Origin of the sequence: Streptomyces sp. NPDC046881, from assembly GCF_040645015.1 — a bacterium.
GTDB lineage: Bacteria > Actinomycetota > Actinomycetes > Streptomycetales > Streptomycetaceae > Streptomyces.
In genome coordinates, this window is sequence record NZ_JBEYXJ010000014.1 from 1 (window position 1) to 21510 (window position 21510).

Here is a 21510-nt window from a genome sequence, read left to right on the forward strand (position 1 = left end):
CCGGCCGGACCGGACTTCCCCTGGGAACGGCTGGACCAGGGCCGGGCCAAGGTCCTGGTCACCCTCGGCACGGCCAACGCCGACACCGGCGCCCGCTTCCTCACCGCGTGCCTGGCCGCGCTGCGGGAGCGCGCCGACCGGCTTCAGGCGGTGATCGCCGACCCGGCCGGCAGACTGCCGGTGGCAGCGGACGACAAGGACGTCCTGATCCTGCCCTCCGTGCCCCAACTCCCGTTGCTGGAACGGATGGACGCCGTCGTCTGCCACGCGGGGCACAACACCGTCTGCGAGGCGCTGTGGCACGGCGTCCCGCTCGTCGTCGCGCCGATCCGGGACGACCAGCCCGTGGTGGCCGGGCAGGTGGTGGACTCCGGCGCGGGCGTCCGGGTCCGCTTCGGCCGGGTCACTGCGGCCCGGTTGGGCGAGGCCCTCGACACCGTCCTGCACGACCCTGCCCACCGGGCCGCAGCCGCCCGGATCGGCGCCGCGTTCCACGCCGCGGGCGGCGCCCCGACCGCGGCAACCCACCTCGAACAACTGGCAGCGGAGACCCGATGACAGACGCACGAGAGACCGAGGGCCGGGGCATCGATGCGGGAGAGCCCGGCAGCCGTGGGGCCGATGCCCGGAGCGCCGATGCGCAAGGTGCCGGCGTCCGAGAGTTCGAGGGCCGGGGTATCGATGCCGGAGAGCCCGGCGGCCGAGGGGCCGATGCCCGGAGCGCCGATGCGCAAGGTGCCGGCGTCCGGGAGTTCGAGGGCCGGGGTATCGATGCCGGAGGGACCGGCGGCCGAGGGGCCGATGCCCGGAATGCCGATGCGCAAGGTGCTGGCGTCCGAGAGCCCGAGGGCCGGGGTATAGATGCCGGAGAGCCCGGCAGTCGAGGGGCCGACGTCCGAAGCGCCGACGGCCGAAGCGCCGATGCCCGAGGTGCTGGCGCCCGAGAGTCCGAGGGCCGGGGCATCGATGCCCGAAGGGCCGGCGGCCGGGACGGCGGCGCCGGGAGGACGGCCGGCCGGGTGAGTGGGAGCCGCGGAGCGGATGCCCGGGAGGCCGGCGGCCGGGGCGCCGGCGCCCCCGCGCAGGACGCCGGGGACAGGACGGCCCGTATCGCCGCCCTCCGCTCCGCCTACCGGGCCGATCTGGACGCCGGTACCGACCGTTTCCTCGGGCCCCGGCGCACCACCTGCCCCTGGTGCTCCTCCAGGCGGCTCGCTCCCCGCCTGCGCACCACCGATCTGCTCCAGCACAAGCCCGGCCGCTTCACGCTGGACCGCTGTGCCGACTGCGGCCACGTCTTCCAGAACCCCCGGCTGAACGCCGAGGGGCTGGAGTTCTACTACCGGGACTTCTACGACGGGCTCGGCGAGCAGCGGATGAGCGGCACCTTCGGGGGGCGTACGGCGATGTACCGGGACCGCGCCGAGGCGATGCTGCCGCACGATCCCGCGCCGAAGGCCTGGCTGGACGTCGGCACCGGCCACGGCCACTTCTGCGCGACCGCCCGCACCGTCCTGCCCGGCACGGTCTTCGACGGCCTCGACTTCACCGACGGCGTCGAACTCGCCGCCCGCGAGGGCCGCGTGGACCACGCCCACCGCGGTGTCTTCCCCGACCTGGCCCCCGAACTCGCCGCCCGCTACGACGTGGTGAGCATGTTCCACTACCTGGAGCACAGCACCGACCCCGACCGCGAACTCCGCGCCGCCCACGCGACCCTGCGCCCCGGCGGCCACCTGCTGATCGAGGTACCGGACCCGGAGAGCCGCTACGCCCGGCTCCTCGGCCGCTGGTGGCTGCCCTGGCTCCAGCCGCAGCACCTGCACTTCGTGCCGGTCGCCAACCTGCGCCGCCGGCTCGCCGAACTCGGGTTCACGGTGGTCGCGGAACAGCACGCCGAGGCGCACGACCCGGTCGACCTGCTCGCCGCCGTCTGGCTCGCCCTCGACCACACCGCCCCGCGCGAGGACGCGCCCTGGCTCCCGGCACGCCCCGGCCCCCTGCGCCGGGCCGCGCGCACCGCCCTCCTCCTGGCCGGCGTCCCGGCGCTCCTCGCCGCGACCCTCCTCGACCGGTTCGCCGTACGGCCGCTGTCCCACCGCCTCGGCCTGTCCAACGCGTACCGCTTGGTCGCGCGCAAGCAGTGACAGGTCCGGCACCCAAGGTGCAGGCGGTGCCGACCAGGTAGCCTTCCTCTGGGGCGCGCTGCACGCGGCGGCCCGGCAGGCCGGAGGGCACGACAGCGACACGGGAGGAACCGGCGGTGCACGTCCAGGATTGGCTCGACTCGGTGCCGGCGGTCGCCGTCTACGCCGTGGTGGCCCTGGTGATCGGTCTGGAGAGCCTGGGCATCCCGCTGCCGGGCGAGATCATTCTGGTCTCCGCGGCGCTGATGTCCTCCCAGCACTCGGGTGTCAACCCGGTCGTCCTCGGCATCTGCGCGACCGCCGGCGCGGTGATCGGCGACTCCATCGGGTACGCCATCGGCCGCAAGGGCGGACGCCCGCTGCTGGCCTGGCTCGGCGGGAAGTTCCCACGCCACTTCGGCCCGGGCCATGTGGCCACCGCCGAGCGCTCCTTCGAGAAGTGGGGCATGTGGGCGGTCTTCTTCGGCCGCTTCGTCGCCCTCCTGCGCATCTTCGCCGGGCCCCTCGCGGGCGTCCTCCACATGCCGTACTGGAAGTTCCTGATCGCCAACGTCCTCGGCGGCATCTGCTGGGCCGGCGGCACCACGGCCGTCATCTACTACGTCGGCAGGGTCGCCGAGGACTGGCTGAAGCGCTTCTCGTACGTGGGCCTGGCGGTGGCGGTGCTGATCGGCCTGGCCTCCATGCTGATCCTCAAGCGCAAGGCGAAGAAGGCCCAGGCGGAGCACCGGGAGGCGGAACCCGTGAGCGCGGGGGACTGAGGCGCCCCCGCCCACCGGGGCTCCTACCGGTGCACATCCTTGTGCGCCTTGCCCAGCTCCGCGTACAGGGTGCCGTTGAGGGTCACCCCGTCCCGCTCCTCCTCGGACAGGGGCCTCTTCACCTTCGCCGGCACCCCCGCCACCAGCGACCCCGGCGGCACGACCATCCCCTGCGGCACCAGCGCCTGGGCCGCGACCAGCGACCCCGCCCCGATCACCGCCCCGTTCAGCACGGTCGCCCCCATCCCGATGAGGCAGTCGTCCTCCACGGTCGCCCCGTGCACCACCGCGTTGTGCCCGATGGACACCCGCTCACCGACGGTCACCGGGAACCCGGGATCGGCGTGCAGGGTGACGTTGTCCTGCACGTTGGCCTGCGCCCCTACGGTGATCTTCTCGACGTCCCCGCGCACCACCGCCCCGTACCAGACACTGGCCCCCGCGTGCAGCGTGACGTCCCCGATCACGGATGCCGTAGGGGCCACGAACGCCTCCGGATCGACCCGCGGCTCCTTGCCCCCGATACTCACGATCAGCGCCTTGTGCGTCATCACCGTCTCCTCGTGTCGGCCGTACAGGGCACGGTACGACACCGGGTGGGGCAAAGATCACAGCAGCCCGCCCTCTGCGCCGGAGGCGACCGGTGAGTAACGTGAGCCCGTGCCGAAGCGCAAGAACACGTTCTCATTGTGGCGACAGGGCCTGGCCCAGCGAGCCGTACACGCCGCCTGGTCCTGGGCCCAGCGCAACGGATCCGTCACGGCCGAGCACCCGGCGGGCCTCCGCTTCGGCGCGATCGGCGAAGCCACCCGGCTGGCCTTCCCGCTCGGCACGGTCTTCGGCGAACCCTGGATCCGGCTCGGCTCCCACTGCATCATCGCCGAGCAGGTCACCCTCACCGCCGGCCTGATGCCCGGCCTGGACCTCGGCCCGGACCCGATCCTGCGCATCGGCGACGGCGTGGTCCTCGGCCGCGGCAGCCACGTCATCGCGGACACGACGGTCACCATCGGCAGGGACTGCTACTTCGGCCCGTACGTCTACGTCACCTCCACCAACCACTCCTACGACGACCCGCACGAGCCCATCGGCCGGCAGTGGCCGCGGATGGAGCCGGTCGAGATCGGCCCGGGCTGCTGGATCGGCACCGGCGCGGTGATCCTGCCGGGCGCGCGGATCGGCCGGAACGTGGTCGTGGCGGCCGGTGCGGTGGTCCGGGGCACGGTGCCCGACCACGCGGTGGTGGCGGGTGCGCCCGCCAGGGTCGTACGGCGCTGGACGCCCGAGGACGGCTGGCAGCCGCCGCTGCGTACGCCCGCCCCGGTGCCGATACCGGACGGCATGACGCCGGGGCAGTTGCGGGCGCTGGCGGACCTGGACGAGGCGGCGGTGGCGCGGCTGGCCGCGCTGGAGCCCGAGGGCTGACGCCCGGCTCAGCCGGTCGCCAGCAGCAGCGTGCCCAGCAGGGCCAGCCCGGCCCCCGCGGCCTGGATCGCGCGCAGCCGCTCGCGCAGGAAGCCGCGCGCGGCCAGCGCGGTCACCACCGGATACAGCGAGGCGAGCACGGCCGCGACGGTGACCGGACCGCTGCGGGCGGCGATCGCGTAGGTGCCGTTGGCCGCCACGTCGGCCAGTCCGACGAAGGCCAGCGCGGGCAGCGAGGCCCACGGGAAGCCGCCCTCCGGCAGGGCCGCACCGCCGCGCCGGACGGAGACGGCGAGCGCGGCCCCGCCCACCGCGATGTTCGTCAGCCGCTGCACGAACAGCGCGAGGAACAGGCCGGTCACATCGGTCGAGGCCTCCGCGATCAGCGCGAACACCGTCCCGAAGCCGAGCGCGGCGACCAGCGTGAGCAGCACCGCGCGCCGCTGCACGGCCGCGCCCCGCAACTGCGGGCCGCCGGCGAGGACGACCCCGGTGACGGCGACCGCGATGCCCGCGACCTGGAGGAGGCCGGGCCGCTCGCCGAGGACGAGACCGACGCCGACGGGCACGGCGACGCTCAGGGTGGCGAGCGGCGAGACCACGCCCATGGGGCCGAGCGCGAGCGCCTGGTAGAAGGAGAGCAGGGCCACCGGTCCCACCAGGCCCGCCGCGAACGCGAACCACAGCCGGGGCCCGGCCTCGCTCCAGCCGCCGGTGGCGAGCACGATCGCGCCCAGGACGGCCGCCGCGACCGCCTGCGAGACGACCACGACCGTCAGCGCCGGGGTACGCCGTGTCAACAGCCCGCCGCCGAAGTCGGCCAGCCCCCACAGCAGGCTGGTGGTCAGGGCGAAGAATGCTGTCACGGCCGGCCTCGCAGTACAGTTCGGTGAACGCTCAGGTGCACCTCACCGTAGTTCAGCACATTGGACTGCGTCATCAATAATATTGAACTTCCCGGATATTGGACGCAACGTGTCGGACCTCGAACTCCTGACCCAGTCCCTGGCGCGCAACGTCAGGCACTGGCGCTCGGTGCGCGGCTTCACGCTGGACGTGCTCGCCGCCCGGGCCGGTGTCAGCCGCGGCATGCTCATCCAGATCGAGCAGGCCCGCACCAACCCCAGCATCGGCACGGTCGTCAAGATCGGTGACGCCCTCGGCGTCAGCATCACCACCCTCCTCGACTACGAGCAGGGCCCCAGGGTCCGCGTGGTCCCCGCCGAACGCGCCGTACGGCTCTGGCACACCGAGGCCGGCAGCTACAACCGGCTGCTCGCCGGCACCGAGGCGCCCGGACCGCTGGAGATGTGGGACTGGCGGCTGATGCCGGGGGAGAGCAGCCCCTCCGAGCCGCACCCCGCCGGCACCGTCGAACTGGTCCACGTCACCGCCGGCGAGCTGACGCTCACCGTCGACGGCGAGGAGTACCGCGTCCCGGCCGGCGCGAGCGTCTCCTTCGAGGCCAACGTCCCGCACCGCTACGGCAATCGGGGCGAGGAGCCGATGGAGATGGTGATGGCCGTCTCCGTGCCGCCCGTGCCCTGAGACACCGGTACGGCGGGCGGACCGGCCTTGCTAGCGTGCGGCCATGCGCGCACCCATCGGAGACTTCGACACCGCCACCCCCGCCCCGGACTGCCTGGACGAGCTGACCGCCCCGGTCGCCGACGCCGTACGCCACTGGCAGGGCGCGGTCCCGGCCGACCGGATCCTGTACGTCGAGACCGAGCCGCAGTGGGCCGACACGGCCGTCTTCGTGGAGCACTACGGCCGGGACCTGCTGGAGCGGTCGGCGAACTGCGTGGTGGTCGCGGGCAAGCGGGCCGGCGAGACCACCCTGGCCGCCTGCGTGGTGCTGTCCACCACCCGGGTGGACGTCAACGGTGCCGTCCGCCGCCAGCTGGGTGCCCGCAAGGCCTCGTTCGCCTCGATGGAGACGGCGACCGGGGAGACCGGCATGGAGTACGGCGGCATCACCCCGCTCGGGCTGCCCACCGGCTGGCCGGTCCTGGTGGACTCCGCCGTCGTCGACCTGCCCTACGTCCTGGTCGGCAGCGGACGCCGGCGCGGCAAGCTGCTGGTGCCCGGCAAGGCCCTCGCCGAACTGCCCGGCGCGGTCGTCCTGGAGGGGCTGGGCGTCACCGCCTGAGCTCAGAGCGCCGTGTGGTGCGCGAGCGCCAGGTGCGGGTCCGCCTCCCCCGGCACCGGTGCCGGATCGGCGTGCACCAGGGCGGCCGTCAGCCGCGGTACGGCGTGCAGCAGGGCGTGTTCGGCCGCCACCGCGATCGCGTGCGCCTGCCGGAGCGTCGCCTCGCCGTCCACCACCACCGCGAGCTCGGCCCGCAGCCGGTGCCCGATCCAGCGCAGCCGCAGCTCACCCACCCCGCGCACCCCCGGCACCGCGCGCACCGCGTCCTCGGCCCGGTCCACCAGCGCCGGGTCGACGGCGTCCAGCACCCGCCGGAACACCTCCCGCGCCGCGTCCCGCAGCACCAGCGCGATCGCGGCCGTGATCGCCAGCCCCACGACCGGGTCGGCCCACTGCCACCCCAGCGCCGAGCCGCCGGCGCCCAGCAGCACGGCCAGCGAGGTGAAGCCGTCGGTACGGGCGTGCAGCCCGTCGGCGACGAGCGCGGCCGAGCCGATCTCCCGGCCCACCCGGATCCGGTACCGGGCCACCCACTCGTTGCCGGCGAAGCCCAGCAGCGCGGCCAGCGCGACCGCCGGCACCTGCGTGACCGGACGCGGCTCGAACAGCCGCCCGACCGCCACCCACGCCGCGAAGGCCGCCGAGGCGGCGATGGTCAGCACGATCACCAGACCCGCGAGGTCCTCGGCGCGGCCGTACCCGTAGGTGAACCGGCGGGTCGCCGCCCGCCGGCCCAGCACGAACGCGATGCCGAGGGGGACGGCGGTCAGCGCGTCGGCCGCGTTGTGCACGGTGTCGCCGAGCAGCGCCACCGATCCCGAGACGGCCACCACGGCCGCCTGCCCCAGCGCGGTCGCCCCCAGCACGGCCAGCGACACCCACAGCGCCCGGATGCCCCGCGCCGAGGACTCCAGCGCCGGGTCCACCTTCCCGGCGGTCTCGTGGGAGTGCGGGGTGAGGAGATGGGCGAGGCGGTGGGTGAGGCGGTGGCGCGGATCCGTGGGGTGGTGATGAGGATGCCGGTCGCTCACGTCGGGCCCCTTCCGGTACGGGAGTGGACGCACCGCGCCCACCGGACCATTATGTGCGTATGAGCGCACGCATGCACCTGTCACCTGCGCACCATGCGCACGAGCGCACGCCGGGCGAGGAGCAGTTCGCGCTCGCCGCCGAACTGCTCGCCCTGCTGGGCGACCGCACCCGGCTCGCGCTGCTGCACACGCTGACCGCCGGCGAGGCCGACGTCGGCACGCTCACCGAGGCGTGCGGCGCCGCCCGTCCGGCCGTCAGCCAGCACCTGGCCCGGCTGCGGCTGGCCGGTCTGGTGGACACCCGCAAGGAGGGCCGCCGGGTGGTCTACTCACTCCGGCACGGGCATCTGCGGCGGCTGGTCGAGGAGGCCCTGAGGACGGCCGACCACCGCCTGGCCGACCGGGACGGTCCGGCGGCGCGCTGACCGGTGCGCGGCGGGGTCAGAACGCCTCGGCCGTCCCGAGGTACTGCTCGGCGAAGGCGGCCGCCGCCGCGGGCGAGGTGAACAGCCGGCGCAGCCGGGCCAGCGTGGTGCCGGCGCGGTAGGGGTCGCCGTGCGAGGCGCCGTGGTAGATCTCGGAGAGCCACTCCGAGAACTCCTGGTAGTCCCACACCCGGCGCAGACAGGCGTCCGAGTAGCCGTCCAGACCCGCCGGGTCCTCCTCGGTCAGGTACGCGGCCAGGGCGTCGCCGAGCAGGAACGCGTCGTGCAGCGCCAGGTTCATGCCCTTCGCCGCGATCGGCGCGACGAGGTGCGCGGCGTCGCCGGCCAGGAAGAGCCGGCCGAACACCATGGGCTCGACGACGTAGGTGTGCATGTCCAGCACCCGCTTCTCCAGCAGCCGCCCCTCCGTCAGCGGCGGCTGGTCCGCCGTCCCCAGGCGCCGCTGGAGCTGGTCCCAGACGCGTTCGTGCGTCCAGGCGTCCGGGTCGTCGCCGGGCGGGCACTGGAGGTAGTAGCGGGTCATCCCGGCGCTGCGGGGCATGTGCCCGGCGAACCCGTCCGCGTGCATGCCGAACAGCACGCGGTCGGAGGACGGCGGGGCCTCGGCCAGCAGGGCCAGCCAGCCGATGCCGTAGTCGTGCCGGGAGATCCGCGCCCGCGGCGGCAGCGCGGCCCGGCTCGCGCCGCGTGCCCCGTCGCAGCCGGCGACGAAGTCGCACTGCACCAGCAGCCGTTCGCCGCTGTCCGGGTCGGTGTAGGAGACGGCGGGCCGGTCCGAGTCCAGGTCGTGCAGGCGTACGTCCCGCACGCCGAAGCGGATCTCCCCGCCGCGCACGTCGGCGTACTCGCGCACCAGGTCGGTCACGAGCAGCGGCTGCGGGTAGACCCAGTGGTGACGCCCCGTCAGTTCCGTGTAGTCGAAGCGGTAGCCGTGCCCGTCGAAGCGGAACTCGCACGCGGAGTGCCGCTCGGCCCGCTCCGGCAGGTTGCCGGCCAGACCGCGCCGTTCCAGGCCGCGTACGGCCCACTCCTCGATGACGCCGGCGCGTGGCCGCTGCTCGATGAACGCCCTGCTCTCGGTCTCCAGGACCAGGCAGTCGACACCGGCGGCCCGCAGGATGTTCCCGACGGTCAGGCCGGCCGGTCCGGCGCCCACGACGACGACCGGGAAGCGGGCGGCGGCGGGGGAGCCGGGGTGGGGGGAGGGAGACGTCACGCGAGCATTATGACGGTGTCCCGTCAGCCAGGCCGACGGGACACCGTGGGGTGGGGGGAGGGACGGGTCAGTGCGCGGGCGCCTCCGTCACCACGACCTCGTCGATGCTCCGCTCGATCGCCTCGGGCTTCGAGGCGACGGCCCGGGCCCAGTAGTAGATGCCGACCGAGAAGGCCGCCACGACCAGGATGTCCCACCACAGCGGGATGGTGCCCCGGCCGCCGAAGGTGCCCAGCCAGGAGATCAGGCCAAGACCCAGCAGGTAACCGGGCAGCCACTGCGCGGCCTTGAAGTCCATGCGCGGCGCGTCCGGCTTCCGCGTGGCCGTGGCGTACCAGGCGTAGGAGCCCAGCAGCAGGTAGCCGAGCAGGATCGCGAAGCCCAGCCGCCACAGGGTGTCCCAGCCGGCCCAGTAGATGATCAGGTTGGCCACCACGAAGGACAGCGGCGAGATGACCTTGCCGCCGGGCAGCCGGTAGGGGCGCTCGTGGTGCGGCAGACGGTCGGCGAAGACGCCGTAGGCCAGCGGGGCGCCCGCGTACATCAGCACGCTCGCCGAGGTGATGAAGCCGACCAGCTCCTGCCAGCTCGGGAAGGGCAGGAAGCAGATCACACCGGTGACGAACGACATGATGAGGCCGAACCACGGCACACCGCGCTTGTCGGTCTTGGCGAAGGCCTTCGGCGCGTAGCCGTTCTTGGCCAGGCCGAAGGAGACGCGCGAGGTGGCGGTGGTGTAGATCAGGCCGGTGCCGCCGGGCGAGATGATCGCGTCGACGTAGAGCACCCAGCCCAGCCAGCCCAGGCCCACCAGGGTCGCCAGGCCCGCCCACGGACCGCTGATGCCGGGGAAGTCCAGCTTGGCCCAGCCGTGCGCGAAGGAGGTGTGCGGCAGCGCGGCGATGAACACGACCTGGAGCAGGATGTAGATCACGGCGCCGATCGCGACCGAGCCGAGGGTCGCCCGCGGCAGGTCACGCTTCGGGTTCCGGCTCTCGCCCGCCAGCTGGATCGCCTGCTCGAAGCCGAGCAGCGCGAAGATGATGCCGCTGGAGCTGATGGCGCCGAGGATGCCCTGGGCGCCGAAGGGGGCGAAGCCCTCCGAGGTGAAGTTGCTCGCGTGGAAGTTGGTGGCGGCGATGACGAAGATCGCCCCGAGCGGGACGGCGATCTTCCACCAGGTGGCGGCGCTGTTGGTGTGGGCCAGAGCGCGGACGCCGAAGAAGTTGACGCCGACGAAGACCGCCATCAGGGCGACGGCCGTGATGAAACCGCTGGTCGTCAGCGTTCCGTCGGCGTGCTGAAGGCTCTGGGCCCACTTCCAGTGACCGGCGTAGCCGATCATGGCCTCGACCTCGATCGGGGCCACGGTGGCCGCCTGGAGCCAGGCGAACCAGCCGAAGGACATGCCGGCCAGGCCGCCGAACGCGTAGTGCGGGTAGCGGGCGGTGCCGCCCGCCACCGGGAACATGCCGCCGAGCTCGGCGTGCACGAGCGCCAGCAGCACGATCGCCACCGTGCCGATCACCCACGAGATGATCGCCGCGGGGCCGGCCACGACGACGGCCTTCTCGGCGCCGTACAGCCAGCCGGAGCCGATGATGGAGCCGACGGAGGCCCACGTCAGACCTATCAGTCCGACATCTCGGCGCAGACCGCCGGACTCCAGCTTGGCCTGTGGCAGGGCGTCGACTTTCGCCATGTCAAGTGGCCTCTCAGTTCATGAACGCAGGATTAACGAGCAATGAGGCCACAGGCTAGGAAAGTGATGCGCGCCGACGAAAGACTATTTCCCAAAACTTGACCCAGGATCTTGTCCGTCTTGGTCACAGTCTTTGTACAGGTCAGACCGTTCCGGGGAATGTCAATATTCAGCGGAGAATTGTGATGAAGGAGAGTAGTCACACGGTCAGGCGGGGAATTTCGATCGCCGGGCACCGGTCCATGACCATTTCCAGGCCCGCCGCGCGGGTGCGTTCGTAGGCCGCCACGTCGACGACTCCGAGCTGGAACCACACCGCCTGCGCGCCCCGGGCCGCGGCCTCGTCGGCCACCGCACCGGCCAGCGCGCTGTTGACGAAGACGTCCACCACGTCCACGTCGAAGGGGATGTCCGCGAGGGAGGCGTAGCCCTGCTCGCCGTGCACCGTCTCGGCCTTCGGGTGCACCGGCACGATCCGCTTGCCGAACCGTTGCAGCACCCGTGCCACCCCGTAGGCGGCCCGGTGCTGGTTCGAGGACAGGCCGACCACCGCCCAGGTGTCGCCCATCTCGGTCAGGATCCTGCGGATCGTCGCCTCGTCGCCGTACATCGGCCGCCTCCTCGGGCTGCGGGAACTGTGTGCCCGGGCAACAGTGCCCCGGCGGGTGTGGATTCCCGCCGTACCCCGGCACGCTGACCGGAATCGGTGCAAGCCGCTGCATACGGGCGCTCGCCCGCCTACGCTCACCCCGTGCTGCGCATCCTCGACGCCCGAACCGGTGAGCCCGTCCCCGCCGCGCCCGCCCGCCGCGGCCTGACCCGCATCGAGGCCCACGCCGGGCGTCTCGACCCGACGGCCCTGCGGGTGCTGCTCACCGCCGACCTGCTCGTCCGCGCGCTGGAACTGGGCGGCACCCCGGTCTGGACGATCCTCACGTCCCCCCGCGACCACCCCGAGCTCCGCACCGCCGCCACCCGCCTGGCCATCCGCCCCTTCGAGGACGCCCACGACCTCGCCTCGGGCCTCGGCGAGTCCCAGGCCATCCATGTGGCGCAACGGGGGACCGAGAACGCACTGGGGGAGGGGCCGGTGGTCGGTGTGGGAGCGGTGGAGTGGGCGGGGGACGCCGGCCCCGCGGGTGACGAGAGGGAGCGGTCTGGGGGCGAGTCCGGACGGCCGGACGGAGCGGGTGAGGTGAGGGGGGCCGGTGCGGGTGCCGGTGTCGGTGCTGGTGCCGATGCCGGTGCGGGCCGGCGCTCCACCCGCGGGGATGTCCACTGCGCGGCGGCCCCCGCCGGTCCCTCAGCGCTTCCCGTACTGCTCTCCGACCCCTCCGCACTCCGGCTCGCCCTGCTCGCCGTCCCGCGGAGCGAGCCCGTGCGGCTGGACCCGGCCGTGCTGGAGGACGCCGCGCGGAGTCTCGCCCGGTGGCGGCGGTCCGTCGCCGGCTGGGCCCGGCAGCCCTCGCGACCGGTCCCGGGCGAGGTGCGGGAACGGCTGCGCGCCGCCTGGGAGGACGACCTGGACCTGCCCGCGGTGCTCGGCGTCCTGCGCGACGCGGAGAACGCGCCCGGCATCGCCGACGGCGCGCGGTTCGAGACGTTCGCCTATGCCGACAGGTTGCTGGCCCTCGATCTCGCGCGGGACATCGGGGGGCCGGCGTGAGCGGGGCGGTGGGCGGTCCGGGGGTGGTGGGGACGCGCGGTGCGCTGCGTGATGTGCAGAGCGTGCGCGATGCCCTGGACGGTGCGCGGTTCGGGGTGGGCGTGAGCGGGGCGGTGGGCGGTTCGGGGGTGGTGGGGACGCGCGGTGTACTGCTGATGTGCAGAAGGTGCCCGTTGCCCCGGACGGTGGGCGGGACGCGCTGCCTGAGGTGCGGGGGGCCGGTGTGACGCGGACGGTCGGTGGTGGGCCCTTGCGGCGGCTGGTGGTGCTGCGGCACGCCAAGTCCGCGTGGCCCGAGGGGGTCGACGATCACCGCAGGCCGCTCGCGCCGCGTGGCCTGCGGGACGCGCCGGCCGCCGGGCGGGCCCTCGCCGCCGGCCCGCTGCCCGACCTCGCGCTGTGCTCCACCGCCGTACGCGCCCGCCGCACCTGGGAGCTGGCCTCCGCCGAGTGGGCCACGCCACCGCCGGTGCGCTACGACCGGAGGCTGTACGCGGCCGGCGTACCGGAGCTGCTGGAGGTGGTGCGCGAGACGCCGCCGGAGGTGCGCACGCTCCTGCTGGTCGGGCACAACCCCGGCCTGGAGGACCTGGTGCTCACGTTGGCCGCGGACGGCCTCGACGACACGCTGGACCGGGTGCGCGCGAAGTTCCCGACCTCGGCGCTCGCCGTGCTCGCCTGGCACGGCACCGGCTGGCCGGACCTCGGCCCCGGCGGCGCCCTGCTCACCTCGTTCACCGTCCCGCGCGGGAAGAAACGGAGCTAGCGAGGGGGCCCGGCACAGGGGGCGACCGAACGGTCGGGATCACCCGGCAGGACAATGGCGGCATGGTCATGGCACGGCATGGATACGCCTCTTCTCCCGTCGTGGACGGGCTGCCGCTGCTCGCGGAGCCGGAGTTCTGGGCCGCCCACCTGGTCGACCTGTACGACGACGCCCTGGTGGAGAGTTTCGGTGTGGACCCGGCGGACGTCGAGGGCATGCTGGAGCGCCTGTGCGACAAGGCCGCCTGGCCGGTGTTCCGGATCCCGCTCCCGGGCGGACACAGCATCCTCGTGCACTACAACAGCGGTGAGGAGTACACCTCCACCGACTACTTCATCGTCCATCCCGACTGGTGGACGAACGAGCTGGTTCTCGCCGGCACCGACGAGGACCGCATCGGTCCCGGCCTGTGCTGGGCCGAGCTCGCCGCGCTCCTCCACGCCCCGGGGGACGGGGAAGGAGTGACCGATCCGCACGCCCGTCTGCTTCTGCTGCTGCCCGCCCTGGGCGACACCGACGTCCCGGCCGAAGCCGTCACCCTGGTGCAGGAGGCCCTCGTGGCCCAGGGCGCCCCGGACGACTGTGCGGCCCTGGCCCGCCACCTGCTCCAGGGACACCCCATGTGGGGCGCCGCGCCCTGGAGGTACGACGGGGACGAGCGCGCCTGGATCTGCGACGGCGAACACAGCCCGCGCAAGACACCGCTGGGTGAGCACCTTCCGGACTCCCGGCGCGCGGCCCTGGAGGCCTGCCTCACCCCGGCGGGCGGCTGACCCGGTCGGGCGGCAGCGGCATCCGGCACCGGGGCGGCCCGAACGTCCCGTCCAGCGCACCTGCTCCGTCGGGGCGCCGTCGACCGCGGACTAGGCTGACGGGATGCAGGACGAGTACCGCACAGTCGCCCGCGCGGGCGTGCACGAGACCGAGATCAACCGCTCCCGCTTCCTGTGCGCCCTCGCCCCGGCCGCCACCGAGCAGGAGGCCCAGGAGTTCATCGCCGCCGTGCGCAAGGAGCACGCCGACGCCACCCACAACTGCTGGGCGTACGTCATCGGCGCCGACGCCTCCGTGCAGAAGGCCAGCGACGACGGCGAACCGGGCGGCACCGCCGGCGTGCCCATGCTGCAGATGCTGCTGCGCCGCGACATGCGGTACGTGGTGGCCGTCGTCACCCGCTACTACGGCGGCGTCAAGCTCGGCGCCGGCGGACTGATCCGCGCCTACGGCGGCTCGGTCGGCGAAGCCCTGGACGCGCTCGGCACGATCACCCGGCGCCGCTTCCGGCTGGCCACGGTGACCGTCGACCACCAGCGCGCGGGCAAGGTCCAGAACGACCTGCGCGCCACCGGCCGCGCGGTGCGCGACGTCCGCTACGGCGAGGCCGTCACCCTGGAGATCGGCCTGCCGGACGCCGATGTGGACGCCTTCCGCGCCTGGCTCGCCGATGTGACGGCGGGCACGGCCGGCTTCGAACTCGGCGGCGAAGCGTACGGAGACGCCTGACGATTGCCGCGAATCGGGCATAACCACCCTGTGGTGAGGGGGTCGTGACGGTGATACGGGAGCAACCGCCCGTGATGTCGGACCCGGCCGTTAGTCTCGGGGCCCATGAGACTGCTGCACACGTCCGACTGGCATCTCGGCCGGGCCTTCCACCGGGTGAACCTGCTCGGGGCCCAGGCCGAGTTCATCGGTCACCTCGTCGGCACCGTGCGTGAGCGCGAGGTGGACGCGGTGGTCGTGTCGGGCGACGTGTACGACCGCGCGGTGCCGCCGCTCGCCGCGGTCGAGCTGTTCGACGACGCCCTGCACCGTCTCGCGGACCTCGGCGTGCCCACGGTGATGATCTCCGGCAACCACGACTCGGCCCGCCGCCTCGGCGTCGGCGCCGGACTCATCGGCCGCGCCGGTATCCACCTGCGCACCGAACCCGCCGCCGCCGGCACCCCGGTCGTGCTCCGGGACGCCCACGGCGAGGTCGCCTTCTACGGCCTGCCGTACCTCGAACCGGCCCTGGTGAAGGACGAGTTCGGCGTCGACAAGGCCGGCCACGAAGCCGTGCTCGGCGCCGCCATGGACCGCGTCCGCGCCGACCTCGCCACACGCGCGCGGGGCACGCGTTCCGTCGTCCTCGCCCACGCCTTCGTCACCGGCGGCCAGGCCAGCGACAGCGAGCGGGACATCACCGTCGGCGGGGTCGCCGCCGTACCGGCCGGGGTCTTCGACGGCGTCGACTACGTGGCGCTCGGGCACCTGCACGGCTGCCAGACCCTCACCGAGCGCGTGCGCTACTCCGGCTCGCCGCTCGCGTACTCCTTCTCCGAGGCCGGCCACCGCAAGAGCATGTGGCTGATCGACCTGGACGCGGACGGCGCGGTCACCGCCGAACGCGTCGACTGCCCGGTGCCCCGCCCGCTCGCCCGCATCAGCGGCACCCTGGACGACCTGCTCGCCGACCCGGCGCTGACCCGCCACGAGGACGCCTGGGTGGAGGCGACCCTCACCGACCCGGTCCGCCCGGCCGACCCCATGGCCCGGCTCACCGAGCGCTTCCCGCACACCCTCAGCCTGGTCTTCGCGCCCGAACGGGCCGAGGACGACGCCCGGGTGTCGTACGCACGGCGCCTCGCGGGCCGCAGCGACGAGCAGATCGCCCAGGACTTCGTCGCCCATGTGCGCGGCACCGGACCCGACGAGCACGAGGCGGCCGTACTGCGCGAGGCGTTCGACGCCGTACGCGCCGACCACGCGGTGCGGGAGGTGGCCCGGTGAGGCTGCACCGGCTCGACATCACCGCCTTCGGGCCCTTCGGCGGCGCCCAGCACGTCGACTTCGACGCGCTGTCCACCGCCGGGCTGTTCCTGCTGCACGGCCCCACCGGCGCCGGCAAGACCTCCGTCCTGGACGCCGTCTGCTACGCCCTCTACGGCTCCGTCCCCGGCGCCCGGCAGAGCAGCCAGGGCATGCACCTGCGCAGCGACCACGCCCAGCCGGGCACCCGTACCGAGGTCCGCCTCGAACTCACCGTCGCCGGACGCCGCCTGGAGATCACCCGCCAGCCCCCGTGGGAGCGCCGCAAGCTGCGCGGCAAGGGCATGACGGTCGACAAGGCCCAGACCTGGCTGCGCGAGTACGACGCCCGGGCCGGCGCCTGGAAGGACCTCAGCCGCTCCCACCAGGAGACCGGCACCGAGATCGAGCAGCTGCTCGGCATGAGCCGCGAGCAGTTCTGCCAGGTCGTGCTGCTGCCCCAGGGCGACTTCGCCCGCTTCCTGCGCGCGGACGCCGAGGCCCGCGGCAGGCTCCTGGGCCGCCTCTTCGACACCCAGCGCTTCACCGACGTGGAGAAGCGCCTCGCCGAACGCCGCCGCGCCACCGAGGCACGCGTGCGCGAGGGGGACACGGCGCTGCTCGCCGACGCCCACCGCATGCAGCAGGAGGCCGGCGACGCCATGGAGCTGCCCGAGCTGGCCCCCGGCGACCCGGGCCTGGCCGACGCCGTCCTCGGCGCCGCGGCCGTCGCCCGCAGCACCGCCCGGGAACGCCTCGCCATCGCCCACTGCCGGCTCGCCGCCGCCGAGTCCGCCCACACCGCGGCCCGGCACGCCCTGGAGGAGGCACGCGAACTCGCCCGGCTGCAGAGCAGGTTCGCCGAGGCCCGGCAGCGTGCCGCGCGCCTCCAGGAGCGGGCCGGCGCGCATCGCGAGGCGCAGGAGCGCATGGAGCGGGCCCGCAAGGCGGAGGCCGTCGCCCCCGCGCTGGAGCTGCGGGAGGCCGCCGAGACGGAACACCGCCGGGCCGCCGCGGCCGAGGCACAGGCACGCGCCCTGCTGCCCGGCTCCCACGCCGGCGCCGGCGCGAGCGGGCTGGCCGCCGCCGCCCGCCGGGCAGTCGAGGAACTGGGCGGCCTGGACGCGGCCCGGCGCGCCGAACGGCGGCTCGCCGAACTCGCCGGGGAACGCGCCGGACTCGACCGGCAGGAGCGCGCCGACGACGACGTCCTGCGCGAGGCCGACGCCTGGCTAGCCGACTGGGACACCACCCGCGCGGCCCTCCAGGCCCGCGTCGACTCCGCCCAGGAGGCCGCCACCCGCGCCGAACAGCTCGCCGTCCAGCGCGCCCCCATGCAGCGGCGGCTCGACGCGGCCCGCACCCGCGACCGGCTGACCGACGACCTCACACAGGCCAGGGAGCGCGCGCAGGACTCCGGACAGCGCGCCCTGGACGCCCGCGCCCACTGGCTGGACCTGAAGGAACAGCGCCTGAACGGCATCGCCGCCGAACTGGCCGCCCACCTCACCGACGGCGAGCCCTGCGCGGTCTGCGGAGCCACCGAACACCCCGCCCCCGCCCGCAAGGTCGCCGGACACGTCGACCGCGAGACCGAGGACCGCGCCCTCGCCGCCTACCAGCGGGCCGAGGAACAGCACACCGCGGACGAACGGCGCCTCGGCGAGGTCCGCGAGGCCCTGGCCGCGGCCACCGCCGAGGCCGGCGACACGCCCACCGACCAACTCGCCGCCGAGGCCGGCGAACTGGAGCGGGAGTACGCCCGCGCCCGCCGCGAGGCCTCCGCCCTGCACCCCGCCCAGGAGGAGCTGCGGCGCGCCGGGCAGGAACGCGAGCAGCGGCTCGCCGACCGCCAGCAGGCCGCCGTACGCGCCGCCTCCCGGCTCACCCGGCGGGACACCCTGGAGCGCGAACAGAGCCTGCTGGAAGCCGAGTTGGCGCAGGCTCGGGGCACGGCCGACAGCGTGGCCGCGCGCGCCGCGGAGCTGGAGCGGCTGGCGGCACGGCTGACCGACGCCGCCGACGCCGTGCGCGCCGCCGAGGACGCCGCCCAGCGGCTGAAGGACGCCGACGCCCGGCTCGCCGACGCCGCCTACCGGGCCGGCTTCGACACCCCGCAGGCCGCCGCCGAGGCCCTGCTGGACCCCGCCGCCCACCGCGAGCTCCAGCACCGCCTGGACGCCTGGCAGCAGGAGGAGGCCGCCGTCCGCACGGTCCTCGCCGAGCCCGGCACCGCGGCCGCCGCCCAGCAGCCGCCCGCCGACCCGGAGGCGGCCGAGCGCGCGGCGGCCGACGCGGAACGGCGGCTGCGCGAGGCCGCCTCCGCACGCGACGCCGCCGCCCGCTGCCGCACCGAGCTGGACCGCCTCTCCGCCCGCGCCGCCGAGGCCGTACGCCGGCTGGGCCCGCTGCGCGAGGAGTACGACCGGGTGGCCCGGCTCGCCGCCCTCACCGCGGGCACCTCCGCCGACAACGAACGCCGGATGCGCCTGGAGTCGTACGTCCTGGCGGCCCGGCTGGAACAGGTCGCCGCCGCCGCGACCGTGCGCCTCCAGCGCATGTCGTCCGGCCGCTACACCCTCGTCCACTCCGACGACCGCACCGGGCGCGGCCGGAGCGGGCTCGGGCTGCACGTGGTCGACGCCTGGACCGGACGGGAACGGGACACCGCCACCCTGTCCGGCGGCGAGACCTTCTTCGCCTCGCTCGCGCTGGCCCTCGGCCTTGCCGACGTCGTCACCGACGAGGCGGGCGGCGTCCGCCTGGACACCCTCTTCATCGACGAGGGCTTCGGCAGCCTCGACGACCAGACCCTGGACGAGGTCCTGGACGTCCTGGACTCCCTGCGCGAACGCGACCGCAGCGTCGGCATCGTCAGCCACGTCGCCGACCTGCGCCGCCGCATCCACGCCCAGCTGGAGGTCGTCAAGGGCAGATCGGGCTCGGCGCTGCGGCAGCGGGGAGTCGCCCAGGGCCGCACGGTCCCGGCGGTCTAGCGGCCCAGCGGGCGGCGGGTCAGCGGGGAGGAGTACACCACGCTGGTGGTCACCGAACCGAGCGCGCCGATCTTCCCCGAGACCTCCTCCAGGTGGGACATCGACCGCGCGGTGACCTTGATGACGAAGCAGTCGTCGCCCGTGACGTGGTGCGCCTCCAGGATCTCGGGCGTCGCCGCGACCAGGTCGTGGAAGGGCTTGTAGTTGCCGTTGGGGTAGCGCAGCCGTACGAACGCCAGGATCGGCAGGCCCAGCCGCTCGGGGTCGACCACCGCCGCGTACCCCTGGATCACGCCCGCCTCCTCCAGCCGCCGGACCCGCTCGGTGACGGCGCTCGGCGACATCGACACGGCGCGCGCCAGCTCGGCGTAGCTGGCCCGGCCGTCGTGCTGGAGGACTTCGAGGATGCGCCAGTCGGTGGCGTCCGGGGAATACACGGTCATCCCGGATGGATAGCAGGGGAATCCCCGGCCGGGCAAGGGAAAGCCCGAGGATCGTCCCTTCAGGGGGCGGACCGCGGACCGTAGATTCTCAGTCATGATCAAGACGACTTCCGCGAACCCCGTCCTGCGCGTCGCCCCCGCCGCTCCCGCCGAGGCCGCCGCCTACTTCCGCGCGAGCCTCGCCTTCCACGCCGACGTCTCCGACGTCGCCGCCGCGCTCGCGGCCGGCGGCGACCCCGGGTTCGTCGTCGTGGACTCCCGCTCCACCGAGTCCTGGGACCAGGGCCACCTCCCCGGCGCGGTCCACCTGCCGACCGCGCTCATCCCCGAGCAGGCCGAACGGCTCCTGGACAAGAACGTGCCGGTGGTGACGTACTGCTGGGGGCCCGGCTGCAACGGCGCCACCCGCGCCGCGCTCGCCCTCGCCGACCTCGGCTACCGGGTCAAGGAGATGCTCGGCGGCTTCGAGTACTGGGCGCGCGAGGGTTTCGCCTACGAGACCTGGCAGGGCCCGGCGCGCCGGGACGCCGACCCGCTGACGGCACCCGTCGACGGCGACTGCGGCTGCTGATGCCGCACCCGGGCGGCGCGGCACACGGGCGCGGGAACACACGTGGTCCGGGCACCCGGTCCGGGTAGAGTCGGGCAGTGCCCGAGCTGAAGCGGCTGCACCCCAGCCACGCCCCCGCGGTCCTGGCCTTCGAGCTGTCGAACCGCGCCTACTTCGCCGCCTCGGTCCCCGACCGCGGCGACGAGTACTTCGACCGGTTCACCGACCGGTACAACGCCCTGCTGGCCGAGCAGGAGGCCGGCACCTGCGCCTTCTACCTGCTCGTCGCCGAGGACGGTGCGGTACTCGGCCGGTTCAACCTGCTCAACATCGAGAACCGCACCGCGGAACTCGGCTACCGGGTCGCCGAGCACGTCGCCGGCCGCGGACTGGCCACCGAGACCGTGCGGGAGCTGTGCCGGCTGGCCGCACGGGAGCACGGACTGCGCACCCTGCGGGCGGCCACCACCCACCGGAACGCCGCGTCCCACAGGGTGCTGACCAAGTCCGGGTTCATCCCGATCGGACCGGCCGACCCGGCCGACCTCGGCGGTCTGCCCGGAACCTGGTACCAGTGCGACCTCGTGCTCCTGTCGTAGACCCGCCGGGACCGCGCACAAGTCCCGCCGACCGGCGGGGGTGCTCCGGCCACCTGCTGGAGGTTGAAGGGGCACCCTTCCTGGAATGTGGTGTGCGAGGGAAACCTCTCCGCCCCGGCGGAGCGGCTCTCCCGATCGGAGAAGGAGGTCGGACGGTGACGGTGCGACTGACGATGCTCTGCGCGACCGCCGCGGACGGCGGCCACGACCGGGTCTTCGGGGACGGCGCCCCGAGCGCGCGGGTGACGGCGGCCCTGCCGCCGTACGCCCTGGCCCTCCGGGGCCCCTCCGCCCGCTGCGCGCGGACCGCCGAGGCCCTCGGGATCGACGCCACGCCCGAGTACGCCCTGCGCGGCCTGGACCACGGGGCGTGGGAAGGCCGCCCGCTCGCCGACATCGCGGCCGAGGATCCCCACGGCCTCTCCGTCTGGCTGACGGATCCCGACGCCGCACCGCACGGCGGCGAGTCCGTCCGCCGGCTGTGCCGCCGGACGGCCGACTGGCTGACGGCCCTGCCCGCCGACGCGGGGCCCGTCCTCGCGATCGCCGAGGAGACCGTCGTCAGGGCCGCGCTGGTCCACGTCCTGGCCCTGCCCGCCCGCGCCTTCCGGTACCTGGAGGTGCCGTCCGCGCTCACGCTGACGCTGCGCGACGGCCGGTGGAGCGCCCGGCTCGCCGCGCCGACCGTGCCGCGGCGCTGGCAGCCGGCCGACGGCTCCGCTACCGTCGCGGTGCTGACGCTGCCGGCGCGCCGGCACCCGTGCCTCACCGGCCGGCCATGACCGGACAGGGCCGGCTCGCGCGCACGTGACCACGGCGC

The 21510-nt window shown here is 74.3% G+C and carries 23 protein-coding genes; 16 read left to right on the forward strand and 7 right to left on the reverse strand.

Features of this window, described 5'->3' with window-relative positions:
• From ABZ923_RS09775 to ABZ923_RS09785, 3 genes are all read left to right on the forward strand, one after another.
• Nucleotides 1-558: nucleotide disphospho-sugar-binding domain-containing protein (locus ABZ923_RS09775; protein WP_361469066.1), on the forward strand; the 558-nt coding region annotated here is incomplete at its 5' end.
• A 551-nt stretch (nt 559-1109) separates the two neighbouring features.
• Complete coding sequence (locus ABZ923_RS09780) at nt 1110-2147, forward strand: class I SAM-dependent methyltransferase (protein ID WP_361469301.1); 1038 nt, start codon at nt 1110-1112, stop codon at nt 2145-2147.
• Nucleotides 2148-2263: 116 nt separating this feature from the next.
• Nucleotides 2264-2908, forward strand: coding sequence for a DedA family protein (locus tag ABZ923_RS09785; RefSeq protein WP_361469068.1), 645 nt, complete (start codon nt 2264-2266; stop codon nt 2906-2908).
• A gap of 23 nt (nt 2909-2931) precedes the next feature.
• On the opposite strand, the gene ABZ923_RS09790 is transcribed toward ABZ923_RS09785, so the two are convergent.
• On the reverse strand, nt 2932-3459 hold the full coding sequence (locus ABZ923_RS09790; protein ID WP_361469071.1) for a gamma carbonic anhydrase family protein: 528 nt from the start codon (nt 3457-3459) through the stop codon (nt 2932-2934).
• Between the two features lie 109 nt (nt 3460-3568).
• Here ABZ923_RS09790 and ABZ923_RS09795 point away from each other — a divergent pair, with 109 nt between their 5' ends.
• Nucleotides 3569-4333, forward strand: coding sequence for an acyltransferase (locus ABZ923_RS09795; RefSeq protein ID WP_361469074.1), 765 nt, complete (start codon nt 3569-3571; stop codon nt 4331-4333).
• A gap of 8 nt (nt 4334-4341) precedes the next feature.
• Here the strand turns inward: ABZ923_RS09795 and ABZ923_RS09800 are convergent, their stop codons facing one another.
• The gene (locus ABZ923_RS09800; RefSeq protein ID WP_361469077.1) at nt 4342-5199 is read right to left on the reverse strand and encodes a DMT family transporter; all 858 of its coding nucleotides are present in this window, start codon (nt 5197-5199) and stop codon (nt 4342-4344) included.
• Nucleotides 5200-5308: 109 nt separating this feature from the next.
• Between ABZ923_RS09800 and ABZ923_RS09805 the strand changes: the two genes are divergently transcribed.
• Nucleotides 5309-5881 carry an XRE family transcriptional regulator gene (locus ABZ923_RS09805; RefSeq protein WP_361469080.1) on the forward strand — a complete coding sequence of 191 codons (573 nt, stop codon included), beginning with the start codon at nt 5309-5311 and terminating at the stop codon, nt 5879-5881.
• Between the two features lie 43 nt (nt 5882-5924).
• Nucleotides 5925-6485, forward strand: coding sequence for a YbaK/EbsC family protein (locus tag ABZ923_RS09810; RefSeq protein ID WP_361469083.1), 561 nt, complete (start codon nt 5925-5927; stop codon nt 6483-6485).
• Between the two features lie 2 nt (nt 6486-6487).
• On the opposite strand, the gene ABZ923_RS09815 is transcribed toward ABZ923_RS09810, so the two are convergent.
• Nucleotides 6488-7516 (reverse strand): cation diffusion facilitator family transporter, encoded by a 1029-nt coding sequence (locus ABZ923_RS09815; protein ID WP_361469086.1) that lies wholly within the window; start codon nt 7514-7516, stop codon nt 6488-6490.
• A 59-nt stretch (nt 7517-7575) separates the two neighbouring features.
• Between ABZ923_RS09815 and ABZ923_RS09820 the strand changes: the two genes are divergently transcribed.
• Nucleotides 7576-7941: a metalloregulator ArsR/SmtB family transcription factor gene (locus ABZ923_RS09820; protein WP_361469089.1), complete on the forward strand. Its 366-nt coding sequence runs from the start codon at nt 7576-7578 to the stop codon at nt 7939-7941.
• A gap of 16 nt (nt 7942-7957) precedes the next feature.
• Here the strand turns inward: ABZ923_RS09820 and ABZ923_RS09825 are convergent, their stop codons facing one another.
• The 3 genes from ABZ923_RS09825 to ABZ923_RS09835 form a co-directional block, all read right to left on the reverse strand.
• Complete coding sequence (locus ABZ923_RS09825) at nt 7958-9178, reverse strand: 4-hydroxybenzoate 3-monooxygenase (RefSeq protein WP_361469091.1); 1221 nt, start codon at nt 9176-9178, stop codon at nt 7958-7960.
• A gap of 67 nt (nt 9179-9245) precedes the next feature.
• Nucleotides 9246-10880 (reverse strand): APC family permease, encoded by a 1635-nt coding sequence (locus tag ABZ923_RS09830; RefSeq protein WP_361469093.1) that lies wholly within the window; start codon nt 10878-10880, stop codon nt 9246-9248.
• A 199-nt stretch (nt 10881-11079) separates the two neighbouring features.
• Nucleotides 11080-11490, reverse strand: a complete 411-nt coding sequence (locus ABZ923_RS09835) for a CoA-binding protein (protein ID WP_361469096.1) — start codon at nt 11488-11490, stop codon at nt 11080-11082.
• 141 nt (nt 11491-11631) lie between these two features.
• On the opposite strand from ABZ923_RS09835, the gene ABZ923_RS09840 reads away from it, so the two are divergent.
• The 6 genes from ABZ923_RS09840 to ABZ923_RS09865 all read left to right on the forward strand — a co-directional run bounded on the left by ABZ923_RS09840 (nt 11632) and on the right by ABZ923_RS09865 (nt 19098).
• Nucleotides 11632-12546 (forward strand): hypothetical protein, encoded by a 915-nt coding sequence (locus tag ABZ923_RS09840; RefSeq protein WP_361469099.1) that lies wholly within the window; start codon nt 11632-11634, stop codon nt 12544-12546.
• Between the two features lie 223 nt (nt 12547-12769).
• On the forward strand, nt 12770-13312 hold the full coding sequence (locus ABZ923_RS09845) for a histidine phosphatase family protein (protein ID WP_361469102.1): 543 nt from the start codon (nt 12770-12772) through the stop codon (nt 13310-13312).
• Nucleotides 13313-13374: 62 nt separating this feature from the next.
• Nucleotides 13375-14085, forward strand: a complete 711-nt coding sequence (locus ABZ923_RS09850) for a hypothetical protein (RefSeq protein ID WP_361469105.1) — start codon at nt 13375-13377, stop codon at nt 14083-14085.
• A 103-nt stretch (nt 14086-14188) separates the two neighbouring features.
• Nucleotides 14189-14815, forward strand: a complete 627-nt coding sequence (locus ABZ923_RS09855) for a YigZ family protein (RefSeq protein WP_361469107.1) — start codon at nt 14189-14191, stop codon at nt 14813-14815.
• A 105-nt stretch (nt 14816-14920) separates the two neighbouring features.
• Nucleotides 14921-16084: an exonuclease SbcCD subunit D gene (locus ABZ923_RS09860; protein WP_361469110.1), complete on the forward strand. Its 1164-nt coding sequence runs from the start codon at nt 14921-14923 to the stop codon at nt 16082-16084.
• Nucleotides 16081-19098, forward strand: a complete 3018-nt coding sequence (locus ABZ923_RS09865) for an SMC family ATPase (RefSeq protein WP_361469113.1) — start codon at nt 16081-16083, stop codon at nt 19096-19098. The genes ABZ923_RS09860 and ABZ923_RS09865 overlap by 4 nt, the downstream gene beginning before the upstream one ends.
• Here ABZ923_RS09865 and ABZ923_RS09870 read toward each other — a convergent pair.
• Nucleotides 19095-19541 carry an Lrp/AsnC family transcriptional regulator gene (locus ABZ923_RS09870; protein WP_361469115.1) on the reverse strand — a complete coding sequence of 149 codons (447 nt, stop codon included), beginning with the start codon at nt 19539-19541 and terminating at the stop codon, nt 19095-19097. The two genes, ABZ923_RS09865 and ABZ923_RS09870, sit on opposite strands and share 4 nt — an antisense overlap.
• A 94-nt stretch (nt 19542-19635) precedes the next feature.
• On the opposite strand from ABZ923_RS09870, the gene ABZ923_RS09875 reads away from it, so the two are divergent.
• The 3 genes from ABZ923_RS09875 to ABZ923_RS09885 all read left to right on the forward strand — a co-directional run bounded on the left by ABZ923_RS09875 (nt 19636) and on the right by ABZ923_RS09885 (nt 21472).
• On the forward strand, nt 19636-20112 hold the full coding sequence (locus ABZ923_RS09875) for a rhodanese-like domain-containing protein (RefSeq protein WP_361469118.1): 477 nt from the start codon (nt 19636-19638) through the stop codon (nt 20110-20112).
• A 77-nt stretch (nt 20113-20189) separates the two neighbouring features.
• The gene (locus ABZ923_RS09880; protein ID WP_361469119.1) at nt 20190-20690 is read left to right on the forward strand and encodes a GNAT family N-acetyltransferase; all 501 of its coding nucleotides are present in this window, start codon (nt 20190-20192) and stop codon (nt 20688-20690) included.
• Between the two features lie 155 nt (nt 20691-20845).
• On the forward strand, nt 20846-21472 hold the full coding sequence (locus ABZ923_RS09885; RefSeq protein ID WP_361469122.1) for a histidine phosphatase family protein: 627 nt from the start codon (nt 20846-20848) through the stop codon (nt 21470-21472).
• Nucleotides 21473-21510 lie beyond the last annotated feature (38 nt).